This window comes from Deltaproteobacteria bacterium (assembly GCA_016180845.1).
Lineage (GTDB): Bacteria > UBA10199 > UBA10199 > JACPAL01 > JACPAL01 > JACPAK01.
In genome coordinates this window covers 545,520-569,941 of record JACPAK010000001.1, presented here as the reverse complement: position 1 = coordinate 569,941, position 24,422 = coordinate 545,520, and the positions used below count along the sequence as shown (strand labels likewise).

Genomic DNA, 24,422 nt, shown 5'->3' with positions numbered 1-24,422 from the left:
AAAAGACCCCGCTTTCTGACGGCTGATATCGTTGTATTTCTCTTGTTGTTGCTTTCAATTCTAGCTCGGCCCTGGCTTCAAAAAGAGAAAGATCCTGACAAGAAGACTCTTGTAGGAGATCGGGTGGACAGTCCGCATTTCCTTTAGTTTGGGAATAAACAGGAGCGAGAAGAGAAAACGCCCAATCCCTGAGACCAGAAAGACAAAATAGTAGGGGATGCTAAAAAAAAGGTTGTATTTGAGCAGAAGCCCGCCCAGGACGGCACCGACCACAGTCCCAACACCATTGAAAAGTTGATAGTAGGAGGAACATCGGGCCCTCTTCTCCGGTGTCGTGCAATCCAGAATAAAATTGAAAGAACAGAGCTCAAAACCAGCCCAACCAAATCCCGTCACAAAATGGATCGCAATAATCCCATAATAGTTCCGAGTGAAGAGCCACAAGATCGGAACGATCGGCAGTAGAAAACCGGAGAGGGCGAGGAGTTTTCTCGAACCATATCGATCCGAGTAATGACCCCAGATCGGTAGAAAGAGTGACTTGCTGCCGATAAAAACCGCATGCACTATCATGTATTGAAGATAGGAAAATTTGAGTTCTCTAAAGACATAAGGGACAAAGTAGGGGGCTGCAATGTGACAGCTCATATAGAAAAGTGAGATGTAGATCACAAAGAGGCCATAGTTATTGAATCCCATCTTCTTCACGAATTGCGTGAGTGTAAACTGTGCCTCGGGAGGGCTTGAGTAAGTCGGTTCTTCCTGAAGAAGAGAAAAGGCAAGCGAGATAAAACGGCCGACCATCGCCAGCATGAAGATAAGCTGAAAGTTAAACTTGCTCAGCAGCGCTCCGCCGACAACGATGCTAAAGAATGTCGCGAGCTGTATCCAGCGACTGCGAAGACTAAAATAACGCCCGCGTTGATCTTTTGGGACCAGATCCCCAATCCAGCTTTGCCAAGGGGTACTCAAGGTCAGCTGAAACACCCAGTAGGCGATCACGAAAAGGAGAAACCAGAACGGGGTTCGGGCCCCGTTCCCTTGGATGATCCATAGGATCGGAATAAAACAAAGCGCCTGCAGCAAGATCCCGATCCGGACGATATGACGTCTGCTTCCGAAGAGCTGGATAAGACTCGGGCTGGCTAGTTGAGCTAGAGAACCGAAGAGAAGTGGAAGTGAACCGAGAAGACCGATCAAAAAATCGGTCGCGCCGATGGAGACGGCATAGGGGGAAAAGTAGTGCTCCCCCAATCCCACCATGACCGAATAAAAGATCCCCTCGAAGATCGAGTACTGAAGACTTTTCTTATAAATGGCTTGTCCTATCTCCCTTTTTTCTTAAAACCGTACTGATAGACAGGCAGATTTCCGTTCGATTCGACCACCTCGATCATATGCCCCGACTGCTCCTCCCATTTTCTGAGCGCCTTCTCGAGGAGCGGTTGATTAATCGACCAGAGCTCGGTCTCTTCCCCCTCCAGAACGACATCCGAAAAAAGGGTGTAACCGATACTGAAGGACTGAAACCCGGTCTCATCCGGCCCGCCCCAGACGATGAAGGAGGTCGGCTCCTGAATCTGGAGCCGTACCGGATGCTCGGGATCCTCCGCCGTCCGGAGGAAACCGATCAGATTCAGCCCCAGTCGGCAGGTCCAGATCGGTTCCTTCAGTCTCTTCAAGATCAACATAAGCTCATCAAGGAATGTCATCTGATCGAGCCCCTTTTTCTCGATCCTCTGGGTGGCATTATAGGTAATCACCTCTACAGAATCAGGGAGGACCAATCCGAAGAAGGCGCGGAGAAAATTAAAAACCTGCTCAAAAAACCAGACGTTCGCCTCCTCGGAGCTCATGCGGGTAAAGTTCAGGTTCGAATGAAACCCCCAAGCGCCGACGATCTGTCCCTGCTCTCGTTTTTCTTCAAGAAAATCGTCTAAGTCTTTGAGCATATCAGAATACTAATTCGCGTATCGATTCTTCTGCAATAAGAAACAAATTTGAAGGAAAGATCCCAAAATAGAGCAAGGCAAAGAGGCAAATGACCAACCCGACCAAAATAGGTCGCGAAAGCGGCTTTAAATCGATACGAGCGGTTCCCTGGAAAAACATCTTCACAACAGGGGCCAGATAATAATAGGCAGAAACCACACTATTCAGAACCCCCACAACAACAAGACCGACAAGGCCCACCTGGATGGCGCCGGAAAAGAGATAAAATTTTCCAATAAATCCAATCGTCGGTGGGATACCAACGAGTGAGATCATAAAAATGGCCATCAAGCCGGATAAAAAGGGGTGGCGTTCGGCAAGGCCGGCATAATCAGACATCTCGAGTCTCTCGCCACGTCCTGGCTCGACGGATAGAGCTTCCTCCTCCTTCCGGCCGAGGACCATCACGACCCCAAAGGCGCCGAGTGTCATCACCGAATAGGCGAAAAGATAGAAAACCACCGAACCGAGCGTCGACTCGGCACCATGAGGATCCTTCATCGCTGCCACCACACCGACCAGCGCATAACCAGCATGCGCAATCGAGGAATAGGCGAGCATCCGTTTGATATTCGTTTGTCGAAGGGCCATCAGATTCCCAACCGACATTGTGAGAATCGCCAAGACACTGAGGATTGGAATCCATGGAATCATCGGGAGCGGCGCGACCAAAAGACCGAGCCGGATCAGGAGCGCAAACCCTCCCGCCTTTACCCCGGAGGCCATAAAAGCGGTCACCGGTGTCGGTGCCCCTTCATAAACATCAGGAGACCAGAAATGAAAAGGAACCGCAGCGATCTTGAAACAGACGCCGATCAGAAGCAAAGCGATCGAGAGACTCAGCAACAGGATCTTCTCATCACTCAGCTCATTCCCTTGTGAAAATGCCTGCAAGGAACTCGTCCCCAGGGCCCCATAGGCCAAGGCGATCCCATAGAGCAAAAAGGCCGAGGCGAAGGAGCCGAGGATAAAATATTTGAGTGACGCCTCATAAGACTTGATGAAACCCCTTTGGAATCCGGCAAGGATATAGGTCGAGAGCGAGGCGAGCTCCAACCCCAAAAAAATAAGCATCAGATCAGCCCCATGGGAAATCAGCATCAATCCAGACGTCGCAAAAAAGAGCAGGGCATAATATTCTCCTCTCTCGAGGCGATCCTCACGTAAATAGTCTCTCGAAAAAAGCAGCGTGATCAGCAGTGAAAAAAGGAAGATCAGATCGAGCAAATAGGAAAGCCGATCAAAAAAGAAAATCTCGAGGTTGACAGGAAGACCGGTAAGCCATGTCTTCCAGGTCAGCACGAAGGCCCCAAGGGTCAGGGCGAACGAAAAAAGCATCGAGGCCTTCTGGAGTCGATCGGAGAAGGCCGAAAACAGGAGAAGGACAAGCCCGCCCGAAATCAGAATCAGGATCGGCCTCGCCGCCTCACTCAACAAAAACCAGTTAATTGTCTCGAGCCATGCCATGCGTAAACACCACCGTTCGGTCAAGAAAACGATCGACTGAAGGATTCATCTTTTTCAATAAAAATCCAGGGGCGATCCCGATCCAAAAAACAAAAAGGAGAATCGGGAGAAGCAGCGCAACCTCACGTCTATTCAGATCAGAAAGACCCTTGTTCTCTTCCCGAGCAAGAGGTCCAAAAAAGACGCGTCGAACCATCCAGAGCAGATAGACAGCGGCCAAAACAACACCGAGTCCCCCGATCGCCGCATAAACAGGACTGCTTCGAAACGTCCCGATCAAGATCAAAAATTCACCGACAAACCCGTTGGTCGCCGGAAGCCCCATCGAGGAAAAGGCGACGATGAGAAAGATGACTGTATAAATCGGCATTTGACTCGCAAGTCCCCCAAACTCCTTTATCTCTCGTGTATGACGACGTTCATAGATCATTCCCACAAGCAAAAAGAGGGCCCCTGTGGAGAGCCCATGATTGACCATCTGGAGGGTCGCCCCCGCAACCCCCTGAGGGGTGAGCGAGGCAAGCCCCAACATCACAAACCCCAGATGAGAGACAGAAGAATAAGCGATCAACTTTTTGAGATCCGGCTGGACCATGGAAACCAAGGCGCCGTAGACAATGCCGATCACGGAGAGGATCAGGAATAAAGGGGTTGCGAGCTGCATCGCGTGAGGAAAAAGCGGCATCGCAAAACGGACAAAGCCATAGGTCCCCATTTTCAGCAGGACACCAGCAAGGATCACACTGCCTGACGTTGGGGCCTCCACATGCGCATCGGGAAGCCAGGTATGAAAAGGGAAGAGGGGAATCTTGATCGCGAAGGCCAAGGCAAAGGCAGAGAAGAGCCAGAGTTGCGCCTTCAGCGGAAGCGAGACCACGTAGAGATCGATCAATGAAAATGATTTGCCCGCCGCAAAATAGAGATAGAGGATCGCCGCGAGCATCAGCAGACTTCCGACCATCGTATACAGGACAAACTTGATCGCCGCATAGACCTTCCGCCCCCCTCCCCAAATTCCGATAATGAAATACATCGGGATCAGGACCCCTTCCCAAAAGACATAGAAAAGGAAGAGATCGAGACTTGAGAAAACACCCAACATCGCCACCTCGAGCAGGAGGAGAAGGAAATAAAAACTCCCGACGCGCTTCTGGATATCCGACCAGGAACCCAGAACCACGATCGGGGTCAAAAAGGTCGTCAGGAGGACCAAGGGCAAACTGAATCCATCGACCCCAAGATAATAGTGAATCCGAAACCAGGGGATCCAGGCGATCTTTTCCACAAACTCAAAATCCCCCGTTGATTGAAATTTATTGAAAAGATGGATGGAAAATAAAAAGGGGATGAGAGAAGCGAAGAAGGCACCCCAGCGTTGCCACCGCACCTCCCTTAAAAAAAGAAGGGGGAGAAGCCCCACCAACGGGGAAAAGATCACAAGCGTCAAGAGATGAGAGTCAACAAAGTTCATAGGATAAAGTAAGCAATAACCCCTAAGGCGCTTAAGGCAAAATAAATGGCGTAGTTCTGAATCAGACCGGTTTGAAGGAGATTCAATGTCCTGCCGACAAGCCCCACGGTCTCGACAGATCCGTTAATCAATAAACTATCAATCACCTTCTCATCATGAAACCGCCACAAGACCACGCGAGAGAACCAATGGATCGGACGGATCACCAGGAAATGATAGAGCTCATCGACATAAAACTTCTGCTGAAGCAGCCGATAGAGGGGACCGATCTTTTGCGCGATGCGAGCGACCGTTTCCGGCCTTTGGGAATAGAGGATCAAGGTGATCAGGGCGATATGAAAGATCCAAAGCACCGTGATAATCGAGAGGAGAAGCTCCATCCCATGCCCTGCCCTTTCCAATCTCTCGTAGAAACCGGTGTAAGGGAAAAGGGGTGCAAGCCACCGGAAGAAATGATCCTTCCCATGGAGCGCCTCCGGAATCCCGATCCATCCGCCAACCAATGATAAAAACCCCAGGAGGACAAGCGGGATCGTCATGCTCGGAGGGGATTCATGAAGGTGATACCGCTTCTCGGGCTCGCTCCGATTGGCCCCCAAAAAAACAACCGCAAAAAGCCGGCACATATAAAAAGCGGTCAATCCCGCCGTGACAAAACCGATTCCCCATAAAATCCGATACCCTTGCGCAAAGGTCTGGAAGAGGATCGCATCCTTGCTGAAGAAACCGGCAAACGGGAAGATCCCGACAATAGCGACCACCGCGGCAAGAAATGTTACGAAAGTAATCGGTAGTTTTTTTCGGAGCCCCCCCATCTTCCAGATCTCTTGCTCCCCTCCCATTGCATGAATCACAGAACCGGCCCCTAAAAAGAGACAGGCCTTAAAAAAGGCATGCGTCACAAGATGAAAAATCCCGGCGGAATAGGCCCCGATCCCGACACCGAGGATCATGTACCCCAACTGCGAAACCGTGGAGTAGGCCAAAACTTTTTTGATATCGCTCTGGACCAGCGCAATCAACGCTGCGAAGAGGGCGGTCGCTGCCCCTACAGAGCCGACCACCTCCATCGCTGTCGGCGAGAGACTGAAGAGAAAATGCATCCGGGCCACCATATAAACGCCAGCGGTCACCATCGTCGCCGCATGGATCAGGGCGGAGACCGGTGTCGGACCGGCCATCGCATCCGGCAACCAGACATAGAGCGGGATCTGGGCCGACTTCCCAACAGCCCCGACAAAAAGAAGGAGAGAGGCGAGGGTTGCCACAGAGAAAAATTCACCGCGGTACTGCTGGAGTGTATCGAAGGAGAGAAGACCGAGACCGGAAGTGACCCCTCGCTCCGAAAGGGTTGAGTAAAGCAGAAACATCCCGAGCAAAAACCCAAGGTCTCCGATTCGATTCACAATGAACGCCTTTTTCCCCGCATACGCCTTCGCATCATCCTCAAACCAAAATCCGATCAGGAGATAGGAACAAAGCCCGACACCCTCCCAGCCGATAAACATCAGAGGTAAGCTTCCCCCCAGGACAAGAACCAGCATCGCGAAGAGAAAAAGATTCAAATAGGAAAAATAGCGGGCGTAACCGGCATCATGGGCCATGTAACCAACCGAATAAAGATGGATCAGGGCACCAACCCCTGTTACGACGAGTGCCATGACAAGAGACAAGCGATCGACCTTAAAATGAACCGGCAGGGAGAGATCTCCGACGCTCATCCAATCCCAGAGGGCAGGCGTCGTCAGTCCCCCGGCAGGATCTTTGGCAATGGAAAAGACAAAGAGAGAAAGGGCAAAGGCGAGAAACGGGAGACTCACACCAATCAGAGAGACCAACGGTTTTGGGACCTCGCGACGACCGGAGCGACAGAAAAGGGCAACGACGCCGTTTAAAACCGCCCCCAAAAGCGGAAGCAGTGGGATCAACCCCACCACCACCCCAAACGGAAACCCCAAAACTAAAGAATTCATGTTCAATCCTTCAGGTAGCGTAATTCGCCCGCATCAACGGTGCCTTGTTTTCGAAAAATCGCTATCACAATCGCAAGCCCGACTGTCGCCTCAGAGGCAGCAAGGGCAATCACAAAAAAGGCAAGTGCCTGCCCCCCCATTTCACCATGAAAACGGGAAAAGGCGATGAAGGCGACATTCGCCGCATTCAGCATGAGTTCAATTGACATGAGGACAACAAGAAGATTTCGATGTGTCATAACGCCGGTCACTCCGATTGAGAAGAGAATGGCGGAGAGGGTAATAAAGTGGGCTAGTGTCATAAATCTTTCTTGGCCAGAACAACCGCTCCGACAATTGCAACAAGCAGAAGGATAGAAGCGACCTCAAAAGGAATCAGGTAATTGGTAAAAAGTAGTCTTCCAACCTCCCGAACTTCTCCAAAACGGTCCGGCAGAGGCGGAAACGAGAGACTTAAATAGCCGAGGCGAAGCACCAGCAAGACACCAAGGTAAGATCCAAAGAGAACCCCAACGACTGCCGGAAAGTTGAGTTTTATTTTCAGCAAGGCCCCCTTCCCCAGGTCAAGCAACATAATAATAAAGACAAAGAGGACCATGATCGCACCGGCATAAACCAGGACCTGCATCGCTGCGAGAAAATGCGCCCCCAAAAGTGCGAAGAGACAAGCAACACCGAACAGGCAGAGGACAAGCGAAAAGGCAGCGGAGAGGGTATTACGAAAAGAAATCACAAAAAGCGCGGTTAAAACAGTCAATCCGGAAAAAATGTAGAAGAAAATCAACTCCATACCCCCGCGGTCTTAACGCGGGGGCAGGAGTTAAATCAAGGAATTTTGGTTACTTGAGTTCACAGCAACCGGTTGTCAGATTACACTGAACATTGTCGGTCTTGAACTCATCGTTCTGATTGTCATCGGCAAAGAGCTGACATTCGAAATCGTTGACACATTCTGATGTCTCACAAGCGCCGGCAGCCACAGGACACCCTTCGGCGATTGTTGTCTTGATCGTCACATCGAGGTCGTCGCAGTCGTTGCAGAAGTTGACCCCATCACCATCGACATCATCAGCACACGCCTCCGCCCCGTAACACTCCGTCTTCGAGGTCGAATCGAAGTCATCGCAATCGGCACAAATTCCAATGTCATCATTGTCATTGTCCTGATCACAGAAGTTCTCGATATCCTCATAGCACTGCGTCGTCTGAGTCGCATCCTCATCATCGCAGTCGAGACAGAATCCGATGCCATCGGCATCCCCATCCGTATCGCAAAAGGCATCGCCAAAACATTCATAAGTGCTGCTCGGATCGTAATCGTCACAGTCATCGCAGAGTCCATACCCATCCCCATCCCCATCCAACGCACAGAAATCATCCGCGAAGCATTCTACAGTGCTTGTCGCATCTCCGTCATCACAGTCGACACAGAACGGAACCCCATCAGCATCCCCGTCATCACTGCACCAGTCGAAGCTGTCCGGGATACAATCGCCATCACTGTCATCGGCATCCGGTGTACAGGCAAAATCGGCATCGCAAAAATCCGGGATGTCGTCATTATCGGCATCGACAAAAAAATCGTCGAGCTCGCCGTCGGTCTGCCCCTTGACCTTCAGCGCAGAAAGGGTCGAGCCCCAAAGACCTTCATAGATATCGGGGGTGTCATCGCCATCGCTGTCCAGTTTGTCGGCATTCACACACCCTTTGGCATTCTGAAAGTCAGTGCTGTCCAAAACCTCGTCTCCATCGTCATTGTCATCTGTTGAGTTCGCGATCCCGTCATTGTCCTCATCAATAGAGGCGCAGTAATTGTTTGTTGAGACGACCTTTCTCCCCTCCAAACTCGAGCTCCCCAAATCAATATCATCGGTCTTGTCATCGGCCCCCGCAAAAACAGGGATCGCGCCGCCATAGCCATTCTCCGAGCAACCGAGGGAAGCTAGGTAGGTATCAGGACAGTCATTGCTATCGGCATCATCTCCCGTAAAAATAGCGCAGTAGCAGAAGGTCTCCAAAGGAAGGTCGATCTTGAAGGTACAATCTTTATTCACCTTCTCGACAGTCACTTTTCCGTCGTAGCCGCCACAGCAGACCTTGATCTCTTCACAGGCGACCGCGACAGTGGCCCCCTTTATTTTTAACCCGGAAAGGGAAGAGGAGTTTAATGTCCCTGTAAGCCCCCGCGTGGTCCCTGAGGTTCCGCAACCACTGGTCCCACCGAAGGAGGCTGCGATCACCAGCATCCCAACAGCGATGAAAACAAAAACTTTCCTGAGAGTGAACATGAGAATCCTCCTGTTAAAAAATAATGCCTCATGTTCTATAAGTTACGATTCCTCAAAGCAACCGAAAAAAATAGGTAAACTCCACTCATCCCGAGCTTTAGTCCAGCAATCCCTGGGTGGTGACAATCGTCGCAAATTGGTCTTGGATACTCACTGTTGGGGATCGTCGAACCCTTTTTGGACGTCGATAACAATCAGTCCGGCCGATTTTGGAAGTGTGATCATGCCGTTCGTTTACGGCCTTCGCGCTTGGGCTGTCAAGGGATGGGGCCGAGAGATTTGAGAGGGGGAACTTTTCAAGAGTGACCGAAACTCGGACGGTGGCGTCCGGAAATCGGACGGTCATCACACCCATTAAAGAAAATAGCGGGTCGACGATGATGGCACGGCTCTTGCTATGGGAGATTCCTCAAGGAGGATACACCGTATGAACAAAATCAAAACGGGCGTCGCTGTCGTTGCCCTGATTACGGCAGCTGCTGGAGGTCCAGCATGGGGTTGGGGAAATATCAACGCCACCAACAACATGAACAAGTACGATCAGCGGGTTGATAACCGACAGGACAAGCGTGATTTCAGTGACCATCGTGTCACCAACACGACCGATAGCCGGGACATGAGCAACCACCAAAGCTGGTCGGATAGTCGCAATCAGAGCACGAACACGACCACATCGACGGCCAACAGTCACAATACGACCAACAAACAGCAGTACGGTGACCGATCCGGCGGCGCGATGTTCAAGGACAAGGTGAATCTCCGAGCAGGTCATGACACCGTAAACTTCGGGACCGTGTCGGGTGGAACCGGCAACGTGATGGATGCCTCGGTGAACGGGAACACGTTCGTGATCGGCAACGGCAGTAACTAACAAGGTGAAGTCTCCGGGTTCTCCGAGATTTCAGAGAACCCGGGACAAACCGGGGAAAAGGAGAGAAAAATGCAGGCACGAAACAAAATAAAACTTAAAAAAAAAGTAATTGGTGCGCTGGCAATCTTTTCCTTCCTTTTTCCCGGTTTGTCTCACGCCCTCTGCCTCAAGGAATGCCAAATGGGTGACACGACACAAAAAGGGACGATTCAGAACTATGGGCCGAGCACCAATACCCAGAACAACCAGGCGGATCGCCGGGACGGGAGTCATAATTACGGAGATGCGAGCATGAATATTATGGGGGATATGAATATTCAGGTCGGCCACGAAAAGATCGAAATCAAGGGGATGAAAGATTCAACCAACAGCATGATCGATGCCTCTATAAATTCCACGATCATCCTGGGGAATATGAAGCAATGAAAAGGCATTCAAAAAGAGTTAAGTCACGCAAGACAGCGGTATTGGTTCTTATGAAACTCCTGCTGGCTGCCTCAGCACTAGCGCTAGAACCAAATCCGCACAATCCGGAATTGCAAAATGCCGTCTCGAATATGCGCCAGAGACAGGAGGTGGAAGAAGGGAGCGTCGTCCGTGTCATTCAACAACCGGTCATGCTTCAGACCCAAATGGTTTGTAGTCCTGTAGAACAGGCGCGACAGCGAATGCGCGAAATCGATGATGAACAAAATCGTATCGCGGGAAGTGTGAATGTCGAGGCGGGCCATGGAGAGGTCAATGTCGAAAGTAACGAGGGGACAATTAACTCGGCCATAAATGTCCAAGTGGTGAATCCCAATGAAAGACTTTGCCCGTAACATACTATTTTTTGTAATGATCGCTCTGCCAACGTACGCCACGGCACTCCCAAAACAGGGGCCAAAGGCACGGGTCGCGGTATCCCAGTTCGGGACCACCGACCGATTTGCCTCTGTCTATGGGGGATGGAACATCGGCGGCGGACTCGCCGCGCAGCTTGTCACGCTCCTCATCGATAGTGGGCGGGTCGTCGTCGTCGAACGGGCAATCCTCTCGAAGGTCCTGATCGAACAGGAGCTCGGTCAAGCAAACCTCTCCTCCCCTTTTACACAAACACCGGCCGGACAGCTTTTGGGGGTCGATTATCTGATCGTCGGTGAGGTCACTGAGTTTGAAGAACGCCAGACCGGCGTCGGCGGTTCGGTCTCTGTGGCAAAATCTTTCGGACCCAAGGTGAGCGGTGAGTTTGTCGCCGCCCATGTCGGGATCGATCTCCGCGTGATCGATACACGAACAGGGGAAATCCTCCATTCGCACCGGGCACAAGGACGTGCCTGGGAAAGGGCAACGAGTATCAAGGTCGATTATAAATTTGTCGAGTTCGGTGGTGATCTTTTCTATAAAACACCTCTGGGCAAGGCAACGCGCCGCGCGATCTCCGACGCGCTTCAATTCATCCTCGAAGTGGTGGAGCAAAGGACCGAGGAATTTTCCTGGATGGCGAGGGTTATTGAAGTGGAGGGGGACACCCTCTATTTTGACGCCGGCAAGAAGGCCGATCTCCAGATCGGTGACCGATTCCGTGTCAGTTCCGTCCAAAAAGTCCTGACCGATCCCGAAACAAACGAAATCCTGGGGTTGGTGGAAAAAGAGTTGGGAGTCGCCGAGGCGATCGCTATCGAACTCAAATACACACGGGCCAAGATTCTAGGTCCCTTCCGTCCCCGAATTGGCGATCTTGTCCGTCTTGTCGGCCGCAGCGAATCGTCTTCGGCAACAACTTCCTCTCTAAGCGGTTATCAAATGTTGGAGTAAATGGTGAAATTTTTTATTTTATTAATTCTGATCTTCTTAAATTGCTGTGCGGCGGGACAGAGGGCTGCCTTCCGACCTGCCTACGAAGAGGACCTTCAATCAGCGAAACGTCTTATTCAAAATGGTCAGAGACGTCAGGCGATCGATGAACTCTCTATGCTGATCGAAATGAATCCAAAGGATGAAAAGCCCAGATTTCTACGAGCGCTCGCCTATCAAGGACTGGAGGAATACACGCTGGCGATCGAAGACTATGAGAAAATACTGGAGAAGAAGCAGGACCATGCAAAAGCACACTACAATTTGGGGATGATCTACGCCTTTAAACTGAATGATTCTAAAAAAGCCCTCGAGCATCTCGACGAATTTTTGTCCCTGGAACCGGCCCACCCTGAATCGTACTCAGTGGCCAAGATCATCTGCTCGTTGGACAGCCCCTCTTTCTCACAAGACAAAACGTCATCAGATCCACTGAGTAGCCTCGAAAAAATTTACGAAACAGCTGATCGCGATGAGAGGATTAAAAAACTGCAAGAAGTTGCCTCTCACACAAGCGACTCTCCACTCCCCCATTATTTTTTGGCAAAAAGTCTTGAGGAGGCCGGAGAAGAAGGAGAGGCGATTCATTCTTATCGGAAGGCGATCGAAATCCGCCCCAGCTGTGTCCCGTGCCATACCCTTTTGGGTGAACTCCTGATCCGAAAAAATAAGAAAAAAGAAGGGGAACTTCACCTCATGAAGGCCCGACTGTTCGGTCCCGGCAGGGAAATCGAATAAAAAAATTAATGGGATTCTTCTGGTTTGATCTCGGAAGGGGTCTCACCTGGAACCTCACTCGGCACTGTTTCATGTGAAACATCACCCATTTCGCCCGGTTCAGATTCCACACCTTTTTTGAAACTCAAGATGGCATCGGTCATATCAACACGTCTGGAGAGAGCACCATTCCGATAGCCTCTCTCGAAAAGGGCTCGAATCGCCTTCAGCCCTCGCCGCCCCATCGCCACCGTCATCTCATTGACATACTTCCCGATGAACTCAGCCGCCTTGGTTTGATCAAGCCCCCGCGCAAAGGGAAGGGCATAGGCAACCGCCTCCTCCTTATGCTCCAAGGCATACCGAATGCTGGACTGGATCACCTCTGAAACCTTCTTTTGAGTCTCCCAATCCAGGCCTCGTCGTACAACAATAGCACCGAGAGGCAGAGGAAGTTCCGTCTGGGAATACCACCACTCCCCCAAATCAACGACCTTGAAGAGCCCCTTCTCGGTATAGGTCAATTGCCCTTCATGAATCACGAGACCTAAATCCATCTGTTTCGCCGCCACCTTCTCCATCACCTGATCAAAAGGGACCTCGGTATAAGAAACCCCTGAACGCCCCTCCCCTGAGATCGCCCGTTCCCAAAATTTGAGGACCAAAAAGGCGGTTGTCCTCTTCCCCGGGATCGCGCATCGAAGCCTCAAAACCTGACGTGGTTTGAGTTGACGATTTGAGACAAGAACCGGACCATACTTCTCCCCAAAGCAGGCCCCCGTCGGGAGCAAGAGATAATTCCCCTGGATCGCTGGATAGACATGGAGCGAAATCGCACTGATATCATAGGCCCCCTCCTCAGACTTCCGATTCAGGGTCTCGATATCCTCGCGAACCTCTTCGAACTCCAGGCCTTGAAGGTCAACCTTCCCCTCAAAGAGGGGATAAAACATAAAGGCGTCATCGGCATCGGGGCTGTGGGCAAGGGTCAATTTCATGGTTTCCGACTCCCGTCTCCAACCATTTCCGCGTCCACCCGCCTACGGCGGGTACCCGGACTTGGTCATGGGCCGTACCTGTACAATTCATCGAGGTGCCTGTCAAACTCCTTATGGGCGGGATTCGGCTTGTATCCTCGATATTCCGACCGGCATTTGTAACAAACTGTCATCCATTTGACACGCCGAAACAGGATAAAATCAATCAGTGCCACGACCAGGAGCGAGATCCCATAGGTCCAAAAACTGGTGATGATGCCGATCACCACAATGCTGATCGCAATTTTGCGGGGGAAGTCTTTTTGGAGGTAGAGATCTTTCGCGCTGCAGGAAGGGCAGGTAGTGATGATGTCGTCGGGGTTCATCGCAGCAAATTTCATAGAGGAATCGCCGACAAGAGAAACAGATACCGCGCCGCGAGTTCTCCGATAAACACAAACGCGATCGCGACGTACATGATCCCGGTCGCTGATTGGTTCGAGCCGATCCGCGCGGTGCTCCAGATCATCCCCACGACAATCGCCGGAATGAGAAGTCCTACCAGAACCCTCTGCCAGAAAAAAATCCCGTGCCCCTGAAACGAAACAAGATTGTTTAAAAAACTGACCTCGGGATAAACAAATTTTTCAAAACAAAGGAGTGTCGTCCCGACAGATAGGACCCTCAAGATCAGCACACCAATCAGGATCCAAGCCATTGTAACCAAAAGTCGCTTCGGCATCTCGGTGTTCACGAGATACCAGTGACCAAAAATCATCCCCGCAAGAAAACCACCCAGAAGTAACGACGCCGAGAGAAATTGAAGTGGAACGACGATATTCTGAACAAGAAGCGGTGGGATATTGGGCCGAAAGAGAAAGGCATCAGTGATCACTGCCAGGATACCGACGGAGGAGATGAAAAGCAGTCCCGGTCGTGAGGCGTTCCCATTGAAAAACCGGAGATGAAACCATTGCGCAAACGTCACAGCGCCGAAAAAGAAAAAGAGGATTCGACCGGCACGAGCAAGCAACTCACGACTTCCCTCCTCTACCGCAAAATTCGCCGGCAACTGAAAAACGGACTCGTGCTGAAGCAGGAGACCGAAAAGAATGAAAAGAAAACCCCAAAAACTGATCGACTTGAAAAAACGGGGATCAACGAGCTTCGGGGGGAGAAAAGAAACGGTGACCATCATCCCGACGGCGAGTTGAAAAAGGAAGGTGACAAGGATAAACGAAATCGACATAAAGGTGAGAGATCAAATATGCCGCAAAAAATCAACCTTCTCATTTTTGACCTCGACGGTACCCTCATCGACTCCAAGCGCGACATCGCCAATTGCGTTCACTGGACACTTCGCGACTTAAGCCTTCCCCAGGTCTCCGATGAAGAGATCTATTCGTATGTCGGCAATGGGGTCAGGCCGCTTATTCAAAAATCGGTCGGTGAGGAAGAGGGGCCTAACTTCCAAAAGGCACTTCAGATATTTAAGGATTATTATGGTACGCATTCTCTGGATTGCACCGTCCCTATGGAGGGGGCCCTTGAGATACTGGAACATTTCAAGGGGAAGAAAAAGGCGGTCTTCACGAATAAACCCCAATACTTTACCGAACCGATCCTGAAGGGGCTAAAACTCGATCACTATTTTGATGAGGTAATCGGAAGCGAGTCCGGTTTCCCCAAAAAACCGGATCCGACGATCGTGCATCACCTCATGAAGACGATGAAATGTCTCCCAGCCGAAACTGTCCTGATCGGTGATAGCAAGATCGACATTGAGACTGGGAAAAATGCCAGGGTACTCACCTGTGGCTATCTGAAAGGCTTTCGTTCTCCGAACGAGGTGCGGCAGGCGAAACCGGATTTTGTGATTTCGGAGTTGAGGGAGTTAAAATCCCTGTTTTGTTAACCTCTCCAACGCCTCCCGATATTTCTCCGCCGTCTTCTCTGCGATCTCCTTCGGCAACTCCGGCGCCGGGGGTTTTTTGTTCCAGTGGATTGATTCGAGATAGTCGCGAACGAACTGCTTGTCAAAACTTGGGGGCGAGATTCCTACCTTATATTGATCCTTCGGCCAGAAACGGGAAGAGTCGGGCGTCAACGCCTCGTCGATCCAAATTAATGTGGGGGCGCTGCTTGCCACGCCCCTCAACAACCCAAATTCAAACTTCGTATCGGCGAGTATAATCCCTCTTGCCTCCGCCCATTTCGAGGCCTCTTTATAGAGGTGAAGGCTCACCTCTCTTACCTGTTCTGCAATGTCACCACCGACAATCTCCACCGCCTGATCAAAAGAGATATTCTCATCATGCGCCCCCTTCGCCGCCTTCGTCGCTGGCGTGAAGATCGGGCCCGGAAGCCGGGCCGCTTCCTGAAGACCGGATGGCAGTGGAATTCCACAGACAGCGCCTGTCTTCTGATAATCCTTCCAGCCGGAACCGGCAAGATACCCGCGAACCACCGCCTCGATCTTGAGCGGTTCTGTTTTTTTAACAATGACGGATCGCCCTTCTGCCTGTTTCAAACCTTCGGGATCATTGATCACCGTTGATAACGGCTTGTGCGTCAAATGGTTTGGAATGATTGTTTTCAATTTCTCAAACCAGAAATTGGAAACGGCCGTCAAAATTTTACCTTTATCGGGAATCGGGGTCGGCAAAATCACGTCAAAGGCAGAGAGTCGATCGGTCGCGACGATGAGAAGTAGGGGCGTATCGCCAGGCAATTCGTAGATATCGCGCACCTTGCCGCGGAAGAGGAGTTTCAATCCTTTAAGATCTGATTCAAAAAGCGTCATGCAAATAACATCAAAACTTTTGTGATTCCCCAGCTTAGAACCCCACAAACCGGAAAGGTCAAGACCCAGGCGGCGATAATCTGCCCGGCCACCCCCCACCGGACCGCCGAAAAACGGCGCGCACTCCCGACACCCATGATCGAGGTGTTGATCGTGTGTGTGGTGCTTAAGGGGATCCCCAAAACCGACGCGATCTGAATCGCCGTTGCCGCACCGGTCTCCGCCGCAAACCCATGATAGGTCTCGAGCTTGACCAGCTTCACCCCCATCGTCCTGATGATCCGCCATCCTCCAACAGAGGTTCCGATCCCCATCACCGTCGCACAAAGAATAATAACCCAGATCGGAATATGAAACTCCGGCATCACCCCGCCCAGAACAAGCGCCAACGCAAACGCCCCGATAAACTTTTGCCCGTCATTCGAGCCGTGTCCAAACGCCATGAAGGCAGCGGAGAGAATCTGGAGACGACCAAAGATCTTTTTCACCTTGCCTGGGGCGATATTCCTGAAAATCCAGGAAATGATGAGAATAATCAGATAGCCAAAGATAAATCCCAGAAAGGTTGAAAAACCGAGCCCCATGAAAACCTTCTTCCATCCGGTTGAAAGCAGGGCCTCAAGCCCTCCCGACGCAAATCCCGCTCCCGTTAATCCGGCAACCAGTGCATGACTCTCGCTCGTCGGAAGACCAAAATAGGCGGCGATCGAGCTCCAGCCGATCAACGCGATCATCGCCGCCGCGACCGTTGTCAGATTGATGATATCCGCCTCGACAAAACCCTTACCGATCGTCGCCGCAACCGCCTGTCCGGACATCGCCCCCAGGATATTCAGCAAGACCGCGAGTATCACCGCCTGTCGGGGAGACAGGACCTTTGTCGACACGACCGTCGCGATCGCATTCGGGGCATCGGTCCAGCCGTTTACAAATTCGGCACCCAGCACGAGCAGGAGGACGACGATCAGTGACAAAGAAAGCTCAGGCATTTTTTAGGATGATACCCTCAAGGACATTGGCGACATCCTCACAACGATCTGTCGCGAGCTCGAGGGTCTCAAGAATTTCCTTCTCTTTGATCAGGCGAATCGGGTCTCTCTCCTTCTCAAACAGTGAGGCGATCGCGACACGTGTCGCCTCATCCGCCTCATTCTCGATCCGATTCACCTCGATACACTGGGCGAGGATCATCTGGGGATTTTTGGAATAATTCCGGAGTCGCAGGACTCCCTTGCTCACCTCTTCAACCGATCGCGCTAAAAGGGCGGAGACCTTTTTCATTCCATCGGTCGGCTGCCCGATCTTGTAGAGAACCATCCGATTCGCCGCCCCAAAGATCAGATCGAGGATATCGTCGAGCTCCGAGGCAAGTTCATGGATATCCTCACGATCGATCGGCGTGATGAAGGTCTTGTTCAGCATCTCAATCGTGTCATGCGTGATCTGATCCCCCGCATGCTCGGCATCCTCGATCGCCCTCAACTTCCTCTCGACATCTTTGAAGTCCTGGACAAAATCCTCGAGCAGCTTCGCCCCGTGGAGCATGTTGTTCGCCGCCCGCTCGAAGAGATCGAAGAACTGGATGTTTTTTGGAAAGAGACCCATTTGTCCGGTTCCTATAGGCAAACTCCAACGAAGGGTCAATGAATCATTTCACTGGATTCAATCATTTTACATTCCTGTCACAACATTGTAACAATCGTCCTGCCTATAATCACTTTATGAAAATTCTGGTCATCGAGGATGAAAAAGATATCGCGGAGTTGATCGAATACAACTTGCGCCAGGAAAAATTTTTCGTCGAATTTTGTCTTAGTGGGAATCAAGGTCTTTCTAAGGCGCGCCACACCCTGCCGGATCTGATCATCCTGGATCTGATGCTCCCCGACGTCGGGGGGCTTGAGGTTTGTAAAACGCTCAAGGGGGATCCCAAGACCGCAAAGATTCCGGTGCTGATCCTGACCGCCAAGGCGGAAGAGGTCGACCGAATTGTCGGCTTTGAGGTGGGGGCGGACGATTATCTGGCAAAGCCATTTTCGCCGCGCGAGCTGGTGCTGCGGGTCAAGGCGATTCTCCGACGTATCAAGGAGAAGGAGGAGATCTCTAAAACGGCGTTGCTCACCTTTGGCCTGTTGCGGCTCGATCCATCGAAGTTTCAGACCAAGGTGGGAGAGAAAGAGGTTCGGTTGACGGCGATCGAATTTAAACTCCTCCAGTATCTTCTTTCCAGCAAAGGGCGTGTCGCCACACGCGATATGCTGCTCGATCAGGTCTGGGGTTACGAGGCGGCTCTGACAACCCGAACGGTTGACACACATGTGAAGCGGCTTCGCGAAAAATTGGGGAAGGCGGGCGACTACATCGAGACGATCCGTGGGATCGGGTACCGATTCAAGGAGAAGGCCGAGTGATCTTTATCGCCGCTCTGGTTCTGGGAATTCTGTTCGGTTTTTTACTGGGACGTTTTTCCCGCAAAGATAGAGGCAGTCGCCAACTCGAACAGATGCGACGCGAGTTTGTCGCAAACGTCTCCCATGAGTTAAAGACGCCGCTCACCTCTATTCGTGGCTACGCGGAGACCCTGAAGAATGGCGCCCTGAGAGACTCGGCGGCGGCTGAACGTTTCGTGAACAAGATCGAATCAAATGCGGCCCTTCTCCAGAATCTCGTCGAGGATCTCCTGAAACTCTCCGAGATCGAATCGGGAAGGATGGAGATCCAAACCCAAAACCTCCCACTTCGAGAAATCGCGACAGAGGTGATGGAACAGTTCCAGCGGGGAATGGAATCAAAAGGGATTCAGGGATTAAACCGCATCCCTGCCGAACTTCATGTCCACTCTGACCCAAGGGTGATCCGACAGATCCTCAGTAATCTGGTCGACAATGCCGTGAAATACACCTCGAGTGGTGTTGTGACGCTGGAGGTCGAGCCGATTGGCGATCGCTGCCGCATCACCGTGCGCGACACCGGCATCGGGATTTCCGATGCGGACCAAGACCGGATATTTGAGCGCTTTTACCGGGCCGACAAGTCCCACTCAAGCCCGACGAGAGGCACCGGCCTTGGACTATCGATCGTCAAACATCTCGTTCAGGCCCAGGGGGGGGAGGTCGGTGTCCGAAGCGAACCCGGCAAAGGCTCCGAATTCTGGTTCACGATCCCGATCGTCACCTAAAATTCACAAGTACCTCATCAAAACGTCACCACTTCCTGAGATCTTCTTCCCAAACAGGAGGAAACAATGACACAAAAAACTAGGGTCCGAATCATACTGGTCGCCCTGATGATCGGACTGGGAACAATAGCATCGGCTGCAGAAGGAGAGATTCGCCTCCAATACAAGGCAGGTGACGGCCTGAAGATAGGGGACGGTGATAATCTCGTCCATCTCCAGTCACGCTTGCAGGGACGCTTTACCTACACGGGGCTCGAAGGAGCAACCGACACCGACGGCTTCGCCGTCCAGCGTGGAAAGATCAAGATTGAAGGATATACCCTCAAAAGGACACTCAAGTTTGGGCTGCAACTCAATGCCGCAACCCGTGCCCGCGCAACAACGGCGGCCGCCTGTACCAACGCCGCTTGCACCGCAACGGCCAATACGATCACCGCGGAGAGCACCAGCGGAGCTCCCCTCCTTGAGGATTTTTATTTTGACTGGGTTCCGGTACGTGAATTCGGCGTCCTGGCAGGGCAGTACAAGGCACGATACCTGATTCAGGAATTGACCTCGTCCGGCAAACAGCAATTCGTGGACCGTTCCCTCGGGACCGGTCCGTTCAACTTTGGCCGCGATCTCGGAGTGACCATTCACGGGATCGTGACGAATCGCGATCTTGGTTATCACCTGTTCGCCATGAACGGTGACACCCTGAATACCTTGAATCGGAACCGGGGATTTCTCCTGGGAAGCCGGTTCGAATTGCCGATTCTTGGCACCTATCTCTGGTCCGAATCGGATACGGACAATTCCGAAAGTCAGAATCTTGGTATTGGACTTGCGTATGCCTATAATGAAGCGGTCTCCGCTACCCAAAACGGGACGGTCGCCGCGGGGACCAAGGCGAGCCACGGGACGCTGGACGTCGGGTACAAATACCACGGCTGGTCTTTCCAGGGGGCCGGAATGATCACGCGAACAATGGAAGGGGCCAAACTGACCAACTGGGGCTATCACGCGCAGCTCGGCAAATTTCTAATCCCCAAAAAGGTGGAGATTGCTGCCAAGACATCCAGCGTTATTTTTTCCAATGCGGTTGTGAATCAGTTCGAGCACTCTGTTGGTTTCAACTACTTCATTGCAGGGCATGGCCTCAAACTACAGACCGACTACGCATTCCTCCCGAACAGTCGGGGACAGGATCTAAATGACAATCGTTTTAGAACTCAGATGCAGGTGATTTTTTAAACGGGAAACAAATAATTCACATCGATGTCACATCAACGTCACATAAAGAAAATAAGGAGAATCCAATGAAAAAGAGCATCACGTTATCTCTCATGCTGCTGGTTGCCATCACAACCCTGTCTCTCAAGGAGATTCGGGCTGCAGAGATCATCAAGATCGACGGTTCGAGCACCGTCTATCCGGTCACCGAGGCGGTTGCTGAAGAGTTTCAAAAAGAGAAAAAAGGAGCGATGCACGTCACGGTCGGTATTTCGGGTACCGGTGGCGGATTCAAGAAGTTCTGCCGAGGCGAAACCGACATCTCGAATGCCTCCCGTCCAATTCTCAAGAAGGAAATGGACGACTGCTTTCTTCAAGGGATCAAATATATCGAACTCCCGGTCGCTTACGATGCCTTGACTGTCGTTGTGAATCCAAAGAATCAATGGGTCAGTTCCTTAACCGTCGCAGATCTCAAAAAAATCTGGGCACCGGAATCACAGGGAAAGATCACGAAGTGGAATCAAGTGAACCCCAAGTGGCCCGATCAACCAATCAAACTCTATGGCCCGGGGGCTGACTCCGGAACTTTTGATTATTTCACCGAGGCGATCGTGGGAAAATCAAAGTCGAGCCGCGGTGATTATACCGCGAGTGAAGATGACAATGTCCTGGTCCAAGGCGTCACCAACGATATCAACGCGATCGGTTACTTCGGTTATGCCTACTACGAAGAGAACAAGACGAGGCTCAAGGTGGTTCCGATTGACGGAGGAAAAGGGCCCGTTTCTCCATCACGACAAACCGTCGAGAACGGGAGCTATCAGCCACTCTCCCGACCGATCTTCATCTACGTGAACCAGAAGTCGCTTCGAAAACATGGGGTTCGGGAATTCACCGAGTTTTATCTGAAGAATGGGCCGATGCTAATTCCTCAGGTCAAATATATCCCACTCCCCCCGCTCGCCTATACCGAGGGGAAGAAGCGGATCGATCAGGGAGTTGTCGGAACCGCCTTCGCTGGCACTGCGGAGGTGGGGTTGAAGATCGAAGAGATCTTCAAGAGGGCCCCAAAATTGTGAACCGGAATTTCACTTTTAGACTTTGGCGAGAAAAGGCAGTGAGGGTGTCTCTCTTCCTCGCTGCCTTTTCCTCTATTGCGATTACCGCAGGGATTATTGGAATTCTCCTCTACGAATCGAGCATCTTCTTCAAGGCAGTTCCCCTTGTTGACTTTCTGACCGATACCGAATGGACCCCTCTCTTCGAGTCGGCACACTTTGGAATTATGCCTCTCGTCACCGGAACCTTGGTCACATCGATCGTTGCACTCTTACTGGCGCTTCCGGTCGGGACCGTGATTGCGATCTATCTCTCCGAATATGCTCCGTACCGGGTACGCGAGATCGTCAAACCGATTCTTGAACTTCTGGGGGCCATTCCGACAATCATCTACGGCTACTTCGCCCTTCTTTTCGTCACTCCACTTCTCCAACGACTGATGCCGGAATTGCCCGGATTCAACATGCTCTCTGCCGGTCTCGTGATCGGTGTTATGGTCATCCCGTACGTCAGTTCATTAAGTGAGGATGCGATGCGGGCGGTTCCCCATGCGATCCGTGAGGCGTCGTATGCGATGGGGGCAACACGACTCCAGACCGCCCTCGGGGCGGTCGTCCCCTCCGCCTTTTCCGGAATGACCTCGGCTTATATCCTCGCCTTCTCACGGGCGGTCGGGGAGACGATGGTCGTCGCGGTCGCAGCAGGGATGCAACCAAACTTGACTCTCGACCCGCGCCAGCCGGCGGCAACGCTCACGGCTTATATTGTTCAGGTCAGCCTGGGTGATCTCCCGCACGGGAGCATCGGGTATCAGACGATTTTTGCCGCTGGATTGGTTCTGTTTTTAATGACGTTGGGCTTTAACATCGCCGGTTCTATTTTAAGAAAGAGATTCCGTGAGGTTTATTAATGGCTGAAATCAAAAAGCTGATTCGGCGACAGAAGCGATGGGACCTTTTATTTGGCCTCCTTGGGATTCTGGCAACCTTCAGTGGATTGTTAACGCTACTCGCCTTATTGATAGACCTCGCCTCGGATGGCCTGCCACAACTCTCCTGGAAATTTTTCATCTCTTTCCCCTCCCGCTTCTCAGACCAGGCGGGCATCCTCTCGGCCTGGGTCGGGACAACCCTTGTGATGCTAGTCACCGCCTGCAGTGTCGTCCCGCTCGGTGTCGCCGCCGGAATCTACCTCGAAGAATATGCGAAAAAAAATTGGCTGAGCACGTTGATTGAAATTAATATTGCGAATCTCGCTGGGGTGCCATCGATCGTCTATGGACTGATGGCGCTGGGACTTTTTGTCTACCGCCTCCGGTTGGGACAAAGCATCCTGACGGCAGGACTGACCCTTGCCCTTCTGATTTTGCCGATTGTGATTGTTGCCACACGCGAAGCGATCCGGGCGATCCCCTGTGGGATTCGAGAGGCGGCCCAGGCACTCGGTGCGACCAAGTGGCAAATGATTAAAGACCACCTGATCCCTTACGGTTCGGGAGGGATCTTGACCGGGATCATCATCGCCCTCTCTCGTGCGATTGGAGAAACCGCCCCGTTACTTACGATTGGGGCGCTGACCTTCATCGCCTTTTTACCGGAGGCCCCGATTTCGGGTGAATTTCCGTTTGTTTCGTTGACCTGGCTCCGCTCCCCTTTTACGGTGCTCCCGATTCAGATGTTTAACTGGCTCTCCCGTCCTCAAGCTGATTTCCATCGTAATGCCGCGGCGGCGGGGCTTGTTCTGATTTTCATGACGCTGGCAATGAATGGTCTCGCCATCTTTCTCCGCTATCGCTTCCGCAGGAGGATCCGATGGTAATTAAAGCGGCCGTAAAGAATCTTAATTTTTATTACAATACCGTCCTCGCCTTGAAGGATCTGACCCTTGAGTTCGAGGAGAAAAAGGTGACAGCGGTCATTGGGCCGTCGGGTTGTGGCAAGAGCACCCTTCTCCGCTGTTTCAACCGGATGCATGATCTCTATCCCGGAAACCGCTACGAGGGAGAGATCCTCCTTTTCCCCGACAGAAAAAATATCCTGGATCCGGAGGTAGAGCCGATCGAGATCCGGATGCGGATCGGGATGGTCTTTCAGAAACCAAACCCATTTCCGAAATCAATTTTTGAAAATGTCGTCTATGGCCTCAAAGTACGCGGGGTCTGGAAGAAACAGTTTCTTGAGGAGCAGGCGGAAAAAGCGCTTCGTTCTTCCGCCCTCTGGAATGAGGTGAAGGACCGTCTGCATGACCTCGCCTTCAATCTCTCCGGTGGTCAGCAACAACGGCTCTGTATCGCCCGCGCCTTGGCAACTGACCCGGAGATCCTCCTTTTCGATGAACCGACTTCCGCCCTCGATCCGATCGCAACAACACGAATTGAGGAATTGATTGGAGAACTGAAGCAACAGGTGACGATCATTATCGTAACCCATAATATGCAACAGGCAGCTCGTGTCTCCGACAAAACCGCCTTTCTTTATCTGGGGGAGCTTATAGAGTTTGATGAAACGAGAAAAATATTTACAAATCCGAAAGAAAAGCGAACTGAAGATTACATCACGGGGAGGTTTGGGTAAGG

Annotated in this window: 27 protein-coding genes; 13 read left to right on the top strand and 14 right to left on the bottom strand. The window is 51.7% G+C overall.

Translation table 11 applies throughout. The features are described from left to right. Window positions 1–60: 60 nt before the first annotated feature. The 8 genes from HYT76_02980 to HYT76_02945 form a co-directional block, all read right to left on the bottom strand. Window positions 61–1,263, bottom strand: coding sequence for an MFS transporter (locus HYT76_02980; GenBank protein MBI2082510.1), 1,203 nt, complete (start codon window positions 1,261–1,263; stop codon window positions 61–63). A 62-nt stretch (window positions 1,264–1,325) separates the two neighbouring features. After that, on the bottom strand, window positions 1,326–1,952 hold the full coding sequence (locus HYT76_02975) for a hypothetical protein (protein ID MBI2082509.1): 627 nt from the start codon (window positions 1,950–1,952) through the stop codon (window positions 1,326–1,328). A gap of 1 nt (window position 1,953) precedes the next feature. Then, a complete protein-coding gene (locus HYT76_02970; protein ID MBI2082508.1) occupies window positions 1,954–3,459 on the bottom strand; it encodes an NADH-quinone oxidoreductase subunit N in 1,506 nt (501 codons plus the stop codon). Further along, a complete protein-coding gene (locus HYT76_02965; protein ID MBI2082507.1) occupies window positions 3,437–4,930 on the bottom strand; it encodes an NADH-quinone oxidoreductase subunit M in 1,494 nt (497 codons plus the stop codon). The genes HYT76_02970 and HYT76_02965 overlap by 23 nt, the downstream gene beginning before the upstream one ends. Then, on the bottom strand, window positions 4,927–6,903 hold the full coding sequence (gene nuoL, locus HYT76_02960; GenBank protein ID MBI2082506.1) for an NADH-quinone oxidoreductase subunit L: 1,977 nt from the start codon (window positions 6,901–6,903) through the stop codon (window positions 4,927–4,929). Before nuoL ends, HYT76_02965 begins: the two co-directional genes overlap by 4 nt. Before the next feature lie 2 nt (window positions 6,904–6,905). Next, window positions 6,906–7,205 (bottom strand): NADH-quinone oxidoreductase subunit NuoK, encoded by a 300-nt coding sequence (gene nuoK, locus HYT76_02955; protein ID MBI2082505.1) that lies wholly within the window; start codon window positions 7,203–7,205, stop codon window positions 6,906–6,908. After that, window positions 7,202–7,693, bottom strand: coding sequence for an NADH-quinone oxidoreductase subunit J (locus HYT76_02950; GenBank protein ID MBI2082504.1), 492 nt, complete (start codon window positions 7,691–7,693; stop codon window positions 7,202–7,204). Before HYT76_02950 ends, nuoK begins: the two co-directional genes overlap by 4 nt. Before the next feature lie 49 nt (window positions 7,694–7,742). Further along, window positions 7,743–9,191 carry a hypothetical protein gene (locus HYT76_02945; GenBank protein MBI2082503.1) on the bottom strand — a complete coding sequence of 483 codons (1,449 nt, stop codon included), beginning with the start codon at window positions 9,189–9,191 and terminating at the stop codon, window positions 7,743–7,745. 427 nt (window positions 9,192–9,618) lie between these two features. On the opposite strand from HYT76_02945, the gene HYT76_02940 reads away from it, so the two are divergent. The 5 genes from HYT76_02940 (at window position 9,619) to HYT76_02920 (ending at window position 12,636) form a co-directional block, all read left to right on the top strand. Continuing rightward, window positions 9,619–10,062 (top strand): hypothetical protein, encoded by a 444-nt coding sequence (locus HYT76_02940; GenBank protein MBI2082502.1) that lies wholly within the window; start codon window positions 9,619–9,621, stop codon window positions 10,060–10,062. Between the two features lie 69 nt (window positions 10,063–10,131). Next, on the top strand, window positions 10,132–10,488 hold the full coding sequence (locus tag HYT76_02935) for a hypothetical protein (protein MBI2082501.1): 357 nt from the start codon (window positions 10,132–10,134) through the stop codon (window positions 10,486–10,488). Further along, window positions 10,485–10,883, top strand: coding sequence for a hypothetical protein (locus tag HYT76_02930; protein ID MBI2082500.1), 399 nt, complete (start codon window positions 10,485–10,487; stop codon window positions 10,881–10,883). Before HYT76_02935 ends, HYT76_02930 begins: the two co-directional genes overlap by 4 nt. Before the next feature lie 16 nt (window positions 10,884–10,899). After that, complete coding sequence (locus HYT76_02925) at window positions 10,900–11,859, top strand: hypothetical protein (GenBank protein ID MBI2082499.1); 960 nt, start codon at window positions 10,900–10,902, stop codon at window positions 11,857–11,859. After that, a complete protein-coding gene (locus HYT76_02920; protein ID MBI2082498.1) occupies window positions 11,860–12,636 on the top strand; it encodes a tetratricopeptide repeat protein in 777 nt (258 codons plus the stop codon). Window positions 12,637–12,641: 5 nt separating this feature from the next. Here HYT76_02920 and HYT76_02915 read toward each other — a convergent pair whose 3' ends face one another. From HYT76_02915 to HYT76_02905, 3 genes are all read right to left on the bottom strand, one after another. After that, window positions 12,642–13,613, bottom strand: coding sequence for an ABC transporter substrate-binding protein (locus tag HYT76_02915; protein MBI2082497.1), 972 nt, complete (start codon window positions 13,611–13,613; stop codon window positions 12,642–12,644). A 65-nt stretch (window positions 13,614–13,678) separates the two neighbouring features. Then, on the bottom strand, window positions 13,679–13,993 hold the full coding sequence (locus HYT76_02910) for a hypothetical protein (protein MBI2082496.1): 315 nt from the start codon (window positions 13,991–13,993) through the stop codon (window positions 13,679–13,681). Continuing rightward, window positions 13,990–14,841 (bottom strand): hypothetical protein, encoded by an 852-nt coding sequence (locus HYT76_02905; protein ID MBI2082495.1) that lies wholly within the window; start codon window positions 14,839–14,841, stop codon window positions 13,990–13,992. The genes HYT76_02910 and HYT76_02905 overlap by 4 nt, the downstream gene beginning before the upstream one ends. Before the next feature lie 18 nt (window positions 14,842–14,859). Between HYT76_02905 and HYT76_02900 the strand changes: the two genes are divergently transcribed. Then, window positions 14,860–15,507, top strand: a complete 648-nt coding sequence (locus tag HYT76_02900; protein MBI2082494.1) for an HAD-IA family hydrolase — start codon at window positions 14,860–14,862, stop codon at window positions 15,505–15,507. On the opposite strand, the gene HYT76_02895 is transcribed toward HYT76_02900, so the two are convergent. Genes HYT76_02895 through HYT76_02885 form a run of 3 tightly spaced genes read right to left on the bottom strand, consistent with a single transcriptional unit; the run spans window position 15,487 to window position 18,000 of the window. Beyond that, window positions 15,487–16,395 (bottom strand): phosphoribosylaminoimidazolesuccinocarboxamide synthase, encoded by a 909-nt coding sequence (locus HYT76_02895; GenBank protein MBI2082493.1) that lies wholly within the window; start codon window positions 16,393–16,395, stop codon window positions 15,487–15,489. The genes HYT76_02900 and HYT76_02895 overlap by 21 nt on opposite strands. Beyond that, on the bottom strand, window positions 16,392–17,384 hold the full coding sequence (locus HYT76_02890; GenBank protein MBI2082492.1) for an inorganic phosphate transporter: 993 nt from the start codon (window positions 17,382–17,384) through the stop codon (window positions 16,392–16,394). The genes HYT76_02895 and HYT76_02890 overlap by 4 nt, the downstream gene beginning before the upstream one ends. Continuing rightward, on the bottom strand, window positions 17,377–18,000 hold the full coding sequence (locus HYT76_02885) for a DUF47 domain-containing protein (protein ID MBI2082491.1): 624 nt from the start codon (window positions 17,998–18,000) through the stop codon (window positions 17,377–17,379). The genes HYT76_02890 and HYT76_02885 overlap by 8 nt, the downstream gene beginning before the upstream one ends. Window positions 18,001–18,116: 116 nt before the next feature. Here HYT76_02885 and HYT76_02880 point away from each other — a divergent pair, with 116 nt between their 5' ends. The 7 genes from HYT76_02880 to pstB all read left to right on the top strand — a co-directional run bounded on the left by HYT76_02880 (window position 18,117) and on the right by pstB (window position 24,420). Next, a complete protein-coding gene (locus HYT76_02880) occupies window positions 18,117–18,806 on the top strand; it encodes a response regulator transcription factor (protein ID MBI2082490.1) in 690 nt (229 codons plus the stop codon). After that, the gene (locus HYT76_02875) at window positions 18,803–19,573 is read left to right on the top strand and encodes a hypothetical protein (GenBank protein ID MBI2082489.1); all 771 of its coding nucleotides are present in this window, start codon (window positions 18,803–18,805) and stop codon (window positions 19,571–19,573) included. The genes HYT76_02880 and HYT76_02875 overlap by 4 nt, the downstream gene beginning before the upstream one ends. A 66-nt stretch (window positions 19,574–19,639) precedes the next feature. Beyond that, complete coding sequence (locus tag HYT76_02870) at window positions 19,640–20,806, top strand: hypothetical protein (protein ID MBI2082488.1); 1,167 nt, start codon at window positions 19,640–19,642, stop codon at window positions 20,804–20,806. Between the two features lie 65 nt (window positions 20,807–20,871). After that, a complete protein-coding gene (locus HYT76_02865) occupies window positions 20,872–21,867 on the top strand; it encodes a PstS family phosphate ABC transporter substrate-binding protein (protein ID MBI2082487.1) in 996 nt (331 codons plus the stop codon). Then, window positions 21,861–22,757 (top strand): phosphate ABC transporter permease subunit PstC, encoded by an 897-nt coding sequence (gene pstC, locus HYT76_02860; protein MBI2082486.1) that lies wholly within the window; start codon window positions 21,861–21,863, stop codon window positions 22,755–22,757. Before HYT76_02865 ends, pstC begins: the two co-directional genes overlap by 7 nt. Continuing rightward, on the top strand, window positions 22,757–23,665 hold the full coding sequence (pstA, locus tag HYT76_02855; protein ID MBI2082485.1) for a phosphate ABC transporter permease PstA: 909 nt from the start codon (window positions 22,757–22,759) through the stop codon (window positions 23,663–23,665). The genes pstC and pstA overlap by 1 nt, the downstream gene beginning before the upstream one ends. Continuing rightward, on the top strand, window positions 23,659–24,420 hold the full coding sequence (pstB, locus tag HYT76_02850) for a phosphate ABC transporter ATP-binding protein (GenBank protein MBI2082484.1): 762 nt from the start codon (window positions 23,659–23,661) through the stop codon (window positions 24,418–24,420). Before pstA ends, pstB begins: the two co-directional genes overlap by 7 nt. Window positions 24,421–24,422 lie beyond the last annotated feature (2 nt).